Raw genomic sequence first — 6978 nt, 5'->3', positions numbered from 1 at the left:
ACCCGCTACGACAAACGAGCCCGGCACTACCAAGCCCTGGTCACCCTCGCCTGCCTACGACTCTGGCTGACCTGACTTTGCGGACACGCCCTAGGCCAGTGGTGACGCGATCGCCCGCGCCGCCGCGACCTCCTGCCGCAGCGGCTCCAGGACACTGCCCGCCGGGCCCGTGAGGTCCGAGCGGACCGGGACGAGGGTGTCCGCCTCGCGCAGACCCTCGGAGAGTTCCCGGAGCTGCCGGGCCACCTGGTCGACCTCTGCCCGCGACGGCGGTGCGGATCCGTGCTTGACGCGGACCCGTGCCGCCGTCGTCGCGTCCACGATGCGTTCGACGGCGACGACCAGCGGCCACCAGGCGGCGGCGCGCCGGCCGGTCGGCGGGGGTTCGGTCAGGGCGCGCTGGAACTCCGTACGGATGCCGGACAGATCGCGGTACAGCCGGCGGCGCAGCCGCGCGCGGGCCGCCGGGTCGGCGGTGCCGGCGGTGCCGGCGAAGGCCGTCTCGACGTAGCCCGCCGTGTCCGCCACGGCGTCGGCGAGGCGGGCGCCGACGCGGGTGTGCCAGCTCTCCGGCCACAGCAGGTACCCGGCGATCAGCGCGATCGCACAGCCCATCAGGGAGTCGACGAGGCGGGGCAGCAGCAGTGCGGTGCCCTCCTGGTTGAGGATGTCGGAGAGCAGCAGGATGACCGGCGTGATGGCGGCGGTCTGGTAGCCGTACCCGCGGGGCGTGAGCGCCGGGACCAGCGGGGCGAGCAGCAGCATCACCGCCACGTCCCACCAGCCGCGCGGCACCTCCGAGAGCACCGCCGCGGCGACGACCAGCCCGACGACCGTGCCGAGCGCGCGCAGCAGGGCGCGGGAGAAGACCGAGCCGAAGTCGGGCTTGAGGACGAAGGTGATGGTCAGGGCGACCCAGTAGGAGCGCGGGACGGGGATGATCGAGACCAGGGCCTGGGCGATGCCGATGCACAGGGCGAGGCGCAGGCCGTAGTGCCAGGAGCCCGCGGACAGCAGCATGTTGCGGGTGGCGTGGGCGGTGCGGATGCCGAGGGCGGCGGGGCGGCCGAGCCGGTCCTCCAGGCCCCCCGGGTCGATGTCCGGGGCGGTGACGACCGAGGCGGCGTGCCGCAGGGCGTGGTCGACGGCGCGGCCGGTCTCGGAGGTCGGGGGCGGCAGATGCAGCGTGAGGGGCTCGCCGCGGCCCGCGCGCACCGCCTCGGCGAGGGAGCGGACGCCCGCGGGGATCTCGTCGGGCAGCGGGCTGCCGCCGAGGTGGACGGCGGGAGCGGCCTCCAGCATCGGGGTGACGGCGTTCAACTGGGCGATGAGCCGGGTCAGTTCCGGGCTGCGGCCGTGGTGGCGGGCGCGGTGGGACAGGACCAGGTCGTACGCGTCGTTCATGGCGTCGGTGACGGCGTGCCGGGCGTCGTCGTAGGCCACCTCCGACCGGCCGGCGCAGGTGGTGAGCAGGTCGGCGACGCCGTCGTAGGTGCGGGCGACCGCCAGCCGTTCGGGCACCCCGGCGCGCAGCGGCCAGGCGATCAGCGCGAGCAGCAGGACGAGCAGACCGCCGCCGCCGATGAGCAGCGCCGGCGTCCACCAGGCGCCGGGCATGGGCAGGCCGGCCCCGACGACGCAGTTCAGCAGCAGGAGCAGACCGGAGACGGAGGCGACCGCGCCGATCGTCGAGATCATCCCGGAGACCAGCGCGATGCCGGTGACGACGGCGACGGCGACCCAGCCCTGCCCGTACACGAGGGTGCCCAGGGTGACGCCGGCGGCGCCGAAGAGCTGGGGCACGGCGATGTTCAGCACCCGCATCCGGTACGCGGCGGCGGTGTCGCTGATGACGCCGTTCAGGGCACCCATGGCGGCGAGCGCCCCGTAGGCGGGCCGGTCGAAGGCGAGTCCGACGGCCAGCGGCAACGCGAGCGCGACCGCAGCGCGGGCCACGGCGGGCCGGTTGACCGGCGCCTGCTGTGCCCGGAGGTTCCTCACCAGCCAGTCCGGCGGTGCGAGACGGACGGGAAACTCACGGGCCATGGGCCCATTATGTCCGTCAGGCCTCCGCCCGGGTCGCCTGTCGGGGCGCGGCGGCGGAGGGTGCGTCGGAGGACGGCCGGCGGCCGTGGCGGCCGGTCAGCCAGGTCGTCAGGGCCACCGCGAGGCCGAGGGTGACGAGCAGCCAGGACGCGGTGCGCAGCGTCGCGGTGAGGGCGTCGTAGACCGCGCCGGCGGCGGGGCGGGAGACCGAGGGGGGCAGGTCGGCGAGGGTGAGCCGGCGTCCGATCGCCACGGCCGCGGCGAGCAGGGTGCCGCCGAGGGCGGTGCCGAGGGCGGTGGCGGTGAGCGCGCGGCGGCGGCAGGTGGCGACGGCGATGCCGGTGACGGCGAAAGCGACGGCCGAGACCGGCAGCCAGAGGGCGGCGACCTCCAGCACGTCGTACCCCTTTCTGAGCCGGTCCAGATCGCCCGGCGCGAGGACCGCGACCTCGGTGTGGCGGACCGGGATGCGACGGGCCAACGGGATGTTCTCGTCGGCGAGCTGGTCCCTGATGCGGGTGGTGACGGGGGCGAGGTCGACGGTGACGGGGCCGGTGCGCGGCCGTTCGTCGTCGCGCAGGGCGTGCAGCACGGCGTCGTGCACGGCCCGGTTCGCCGCGTCCCAGCCGACCCGGAAGGCATCGGTCTGCGTGAACGAGCGCACCGCGTCCCGTACGAACGGGCCCATCATGTCCTGCGTCCCGTCGAACCGGTGGGTCACCTGCTCCCCGACGGTGTCCGCCACCGCGTCCCGCACCGCCGGGTCACCGGCCAGCGGGGCCATCGTGCGGACGTAACGGCCGGTGTCGGCCAGCCCGTACGCCGCCCAGACGGACAACGCGCCGAGCGGCACGAACAGGCAGCACAGCGCGATCAGCGCGGCGGACAGGGCGCCACGCAGCCGGGGGGCGCGTGCAGGGGCTGGCCTGGGAGACACCCTCCCAGGCAACGGCCCGGCGCCGGGCGATGCGAGCGGTGGGGCTGCGATCGGGTGTACGCGGCCTCCGTGCTCCGGTGGAGGGTTGAGCCGAACGGGTGTTTCCTGGAGTGGAAGGTTTCAGGGACCTCGTCGGACGACCGGGGCGCGCTGCCTGTCGTCCGGTGAGTGGAGGGATGAGGGAAAGTGTGGACCCCGGCCACCGTGCCGGGGTCCACACGAATGCGCGTTCCTGTGCGTGTTCCGCTCCGGGCCTACGTCCTCGACGGGGGACCTGCCGCGACACGGTGGTCGACCGCCGTCGACGGCTCGGTCCGGGGCGCCGGCTCGTGGGTGTGGGAGCGGTAGAACAGCGTCAGGAAGAAGACGCCGCCGACCACCAGCGACAGCATGGCCGAGCGCAGGACGCTGTAGTCGGTCTGGCTGTACAGGAAGCCGAACGCGACGGCCGCGAAGGCCGCCCAGAGCAGTGCGTGGGCCCCACGGTGCAGGCGCTTGGCGATCTCGCGGACGCCGAGGTACGCGAGGACGAACACGAGTGCGGTGAGGAAGCCGAACAGCAGGTTCCAGCCGGTGATCGGGCCGGCGTCGCGCCGGTTGGCGGCGGCCCAGTAGCCGTAGACGAGGCCGAGGCCGACCGGCCAGGCCCACCGCGCGATCAGGTGCGTACGCGCGCTGAAGACGTCGGGCAAGCGGGTGGTGGATGCGCCGGGTGCGGGTGCCACATGAGCCATGAGTGCGCTCCTCTCTCCTCGCCCCCGCCTCCCAGCGCACACCGCGGCGGAGACGGCGGCAAGTCGGACGGGGGCGGGAAGAGCGCGGGCACGGGGCGGGCAGGGCGCGGGCACGGGTACGGGAACGGGGGCGCAGGGCGCGGGCGGGCAAAGCGCGGGTACGGGAGGGCATGGCGCGGGCAGGAAGGGCGCGCGGGAAGAGCGCGGCGCGGGTACGGGCGGGAAGAACGCGGGCGCGGGCGGCAGGGCGCGGGCGGGCAGGGCTCGGGCACGGACAGGCAGGGCGCGGGCGGGCAGAGCGCGGGTGCGGGCGGGCTGGGCGTGGGCAACGGATGCGCACGGCACGCAGGCGTGTTTCGCTGTGGTGCATGACCAGGCCCGTGTCCGGCGGGGGGCAGAGCCTGCTCGTCCGGTATCCCCGCGCCGGGCGCCGGGAGGCCCTGCACCGGCACCAGATGCTCCGCGTGCGCGGCCGCAGCATCGCCTGGGTCCCCCCGCTGCTGCTGCTCGTCGGCATCGCCGTGGTGGACGCCAACACCGCGGGCGACTTCCGGATCATCTCCTGGATCGTGCTGGTCCCCGGTATCGCCGCCGCCCTGTGCGGGGTGTGGGGCACGGCCGTCTTCGCGGTGCTGTCGCTGCTCGCCTATCTGATCGTGGACAGCGCCTGGCCCGACGAGTTCCAGGCCGGGCTGCCCGACTTCATCCTGGTCGGACTGGGCGGGCTGCTGGCCACGGCGGCGTGCGTGGTGCGCATCCGCGGCGAGGAGCACCTGCTGCACATCCGCGGCATCGCCGAGACCATCCGCAGCACCGTCCTGCGCCCGCTGCCCGCCGAGTGGGGCGGCCTCGTGCACGCCGCGGTGTACCTGGCAGCCGACACCGACGCCCGGGTCGGCGGCGACTTCTACGACATCCAGCCCGGCCCGCACGGCACCCGGGTGCTCGTCGGGGACGTCCAGGGCAAGGGCCTCGGCGCGGTCGACGCGGCCGCCGCCCTGCTGGGCACCTTCCGCGAGGCCGGCTACCACGAGCCGGACCTGGCCACCGTCGCCGCGCGCATGGCGGTACGCATCCGGCGGCAACGGGAACGCGAGGCCGCGCTCGGCCGCACGGACAGCGACCGCTTCGCCACCGCTGTCCTGCTCGGCTTCCCGCCGGACGCGGCGGACACGGTGGACGTCGTCAACTTCGGGCACGACCCGCCGCTGATCGCCGGGCCGCGCGGCGTGCGCACCCTGCCCACGAGCGGCGGTCTCCCCCTGGGCCTCGGCGATCTCGTGCCGTCGGGCGCGCCCACCCTGCCCCTGGTCCGCCGGTTCCCCTTCGCCGCCGACGAGACCCTCCTGCTCACCACGGACGGCGTCACCGAGGCCCGGTCCCCGGACGGCGTGTTCTACCCGTTGACCGCCGAGGTGACCCGCGTGCTCACCGCGGACCCGCGCACCGCCCGCCCCCGACGGCTCGTCGCCTTCGTCCGGGACGGGGTGCTGCGGCACTCCCGGGGGCGTCTGGAGGACGACACGACGGTGTTCGCGCTGCGCAGGGCCTGAGCGCGCCCGCACAGGCCGCCCGCGGTGGTGGCGGCACGCCCGCGAGGAGCCGCGGGGAACGGCGCGACCAGCCAGGACGGGCAGGAGCCACGTCGCAGGCCCCGGCCGGCCGGCGAGGCGCGTCCTCACGCCGGTTTCCGCCTGCGAACGGGCGGCTGTCCACCGTCCCGGCCCCGGCCGCCCGGCACAGCGGTTACGGTGCTGAGGTACGTGATCGACAGGGAGGGACCATGCCGGGGACCGTTTTGCTGGTGGCCGCCTCGCCCGTGGGCAAGGGGCGGCTGGTGGACGCGGCGACGGTGCTTCCCGTGCTGGCGGCCGTGCCGCCCGGGGTACTGGCGGGCGCGGACACCGCGAACGTCGTCGAACTCGCCGACCCGGTGGAGCCGCAGACCGTCCTGACGCGGCTGCGGGCGGCCGCCGCGGCGGTGGGGCCGCTGACGGTGTTCGTCACCGGGCAGCTCCTGCTCGACCGGCGCCAGCGGCTGCCGCACCTGGCGCTGGCGCGGACGACGCCGGCCACCGCCCGCTACACGGGCTTCCCCTGGCACTGGCTGCGCGAGGAGCTGCGGCTGCGCGCTCCGGGCGCCACGACGCTCTTCCTGGACCTGCGCGCCGACGCGGAGAGCTGGGAGCACCTGCGCGGCGCGCCCCTCGACTCCGGGCCCCACTGCGCGGTCTACGGCCGGATCGCCCCGCCGCCGCAGCGGCGCACCGTCGCCGACCCGTCGTACATGAAGGCCGTGGCGACCATCCTGCGCAGCGGGCACCGGCCGCCCGTGGAGCAGCTGCACCAGCAGGCGCTCGCCCGGACCGCAGGGGAGCACCCCGGCATCGTGCTCACCGCGCGGCCGCCCGGCGCCGGCGATCCGCACGCCGCCATCGCCGCCGCCGTGCAGGCAGGCCGGCATGCCGACGCCGACGGGCTGGCGGCCCGCTGGGAGCAGGCCGCCGTACGGGCGCACGGCGCCGCCTCGGAGGAGGCGCTGCACTGGACGGAGGTGCGCGCGGACCTCGCGATGTTCGCGGGGGACGCGGCCCGCAGCTGCCGTGCCTGGCTGGCGGTGGCCTCGACGCGGCTGGCCGCCGGGCAGGCGCCCGACGCGCCCGCCGTCGAGGCGGCCGTCGACCGCGCCCACCACCAGTGGGGCGAGATCCGCGACCCGGCGCGGGCCCGCGAGACGGGGCCGGTGCTGGCCGACCTGCGGGGGCGGGTGCCGGGCCGGCGGACCGGCGCGCTGGACCACGTGCGGCGGCAGCTGCGGCAGCTCCAGACGCAGAACTGAAAACGCGCCACCCGCGTCCGGGCCCTCCCCAGGGAGCAACCTCGGTGCCATGATGGGGAGTTATGGCTGACGGGGACGAAGGGGCCAGGCGAGTCATCCGCGTCCGGTTGGACGACACCGCGACCGAGAGCGACATCGGCGCGCTGCGCAAGTGGCTGGAGCGGGAACAGGGACTCGACGAGATGGTGCGGGCGGGCCGGCTCCGGATCCATGAGCGGCGCCGCACCGACGAGACCGGCGCGCCCATGGGCGTCGGCATGGAGATCGTGGTGGCGCTGGTCAGCGCCGCCGCGACGGTGGGCTTCAACCAGCTGCTGACGCAGGTGGGCCGGGCCGTGGAGGCCTGGCGGGAGAACCGGCGCGAGGTGGAGGACGGCGATCCGCCCGAGGGCCGCGTGGACCCCGTGGACCTCGACGGGTAG

At 75.7% G+C, this 6978-nt stretch carries 6 protein-coding genes; 3 read left to right on the top strand and 3 right to left on the bottom strand.

Annotation, left to right across the window (positions count from 1 at the left end; genetic code table 11):
• Positions 1-90 precede the first annotated feature (90 nt).
• The 3 genes from ACZ7LV_RS26755 to ACZ7LV_RS26745 form a co-directional block, all read right to left on the bottom strand.
• The gene (locus tag ACZ7LV_RS26755) at positions 91-2046 is read right to left on the bottom strand and encodes an FUSC family protein (protein WP_471942834.1); all 1956 of its coding nucleotides are present in this window, start codon (positions 2044-2046) and stop codon (positions 91-93) included.
• Positions 2047-2062: 16 nt separating this feature from the next.
• Positions 2063-2983, bottom strand: coding sequence for a hypothetical protein (locus ACZ7LV_RS26750; RefSeq protein WP_471942832.1), 921 nt, complete (start codon positions 2981-2983; stop codon positions 2063-2065).
• Positions 2984-3237: 254 nt separating this feature from the next.
• The gene (locus ACZ7LV_RS26745; RefSeq protein ID WP_471942831.1) at positions 3238-3717 is read right to left on the bottom strand and encodes a hypothetical protein; all 480 of its coding nucleotides are present in this window, start codon (positions 3715-3717) and stop codon (positions 3238-3240) included.
• Positions 3718-4085: 368 nt separating this feature from the next.
• Between ACZ7LV_RS26745 and ACZ7LV_RS26740 the strand changes: the two genes are divergently transcribed.
• The 3 genes from ACZ7LV_RS26740 to ACZ7LV_RS26730 all read left to right on the top strand — a co-directional run bounded on the left by ACZ7LV_RS26740 (position 4086) and on the right by ACZ7LV_RS26730 (position 6978).
• A complete protein-coding gene (locus ACZ7LV_RS26740) occupies positions 4086-5270 on the top strand; it encodes a PP2C family protein-serine/threonine phosphatase (RefSeq protein ID WP_471942829.1) in 1185 nt (394 codons plus the stop codon).
• A gap of 230 nt (positions 5271-5500) precedes the next feature.
• Positions 5501-6556, top strand: a complete 1056-nt coding sequence (locus ACZ7LV_RS26735; RefSeq protein ID WP_471942827.1) for a hypothetical protein — start codon at positions 5501-5503, stop codon at positions 6554-6556.
• Between the two features lie 62 nt (positions 6557-6618).
• Positions 6619-6978 (top strand): hypothetical protein, encoded by a 360-nt coding sequence (locus ACZ7LV_RS26730; protein ID WP_401675314.1) that lies wholly within the window; start codon positions 6619-6621, stop codon positions 6976-6978.

The sequence above is a fragment of the Streptomyces sp. NPDC107562 genome, from assembly GCF_055657325.1.
The sequence above is the reverse complement of the archived record's forward strand: the minus strand, read 5'-3'. Positions and strand labels throughout refer to the sequence as shown.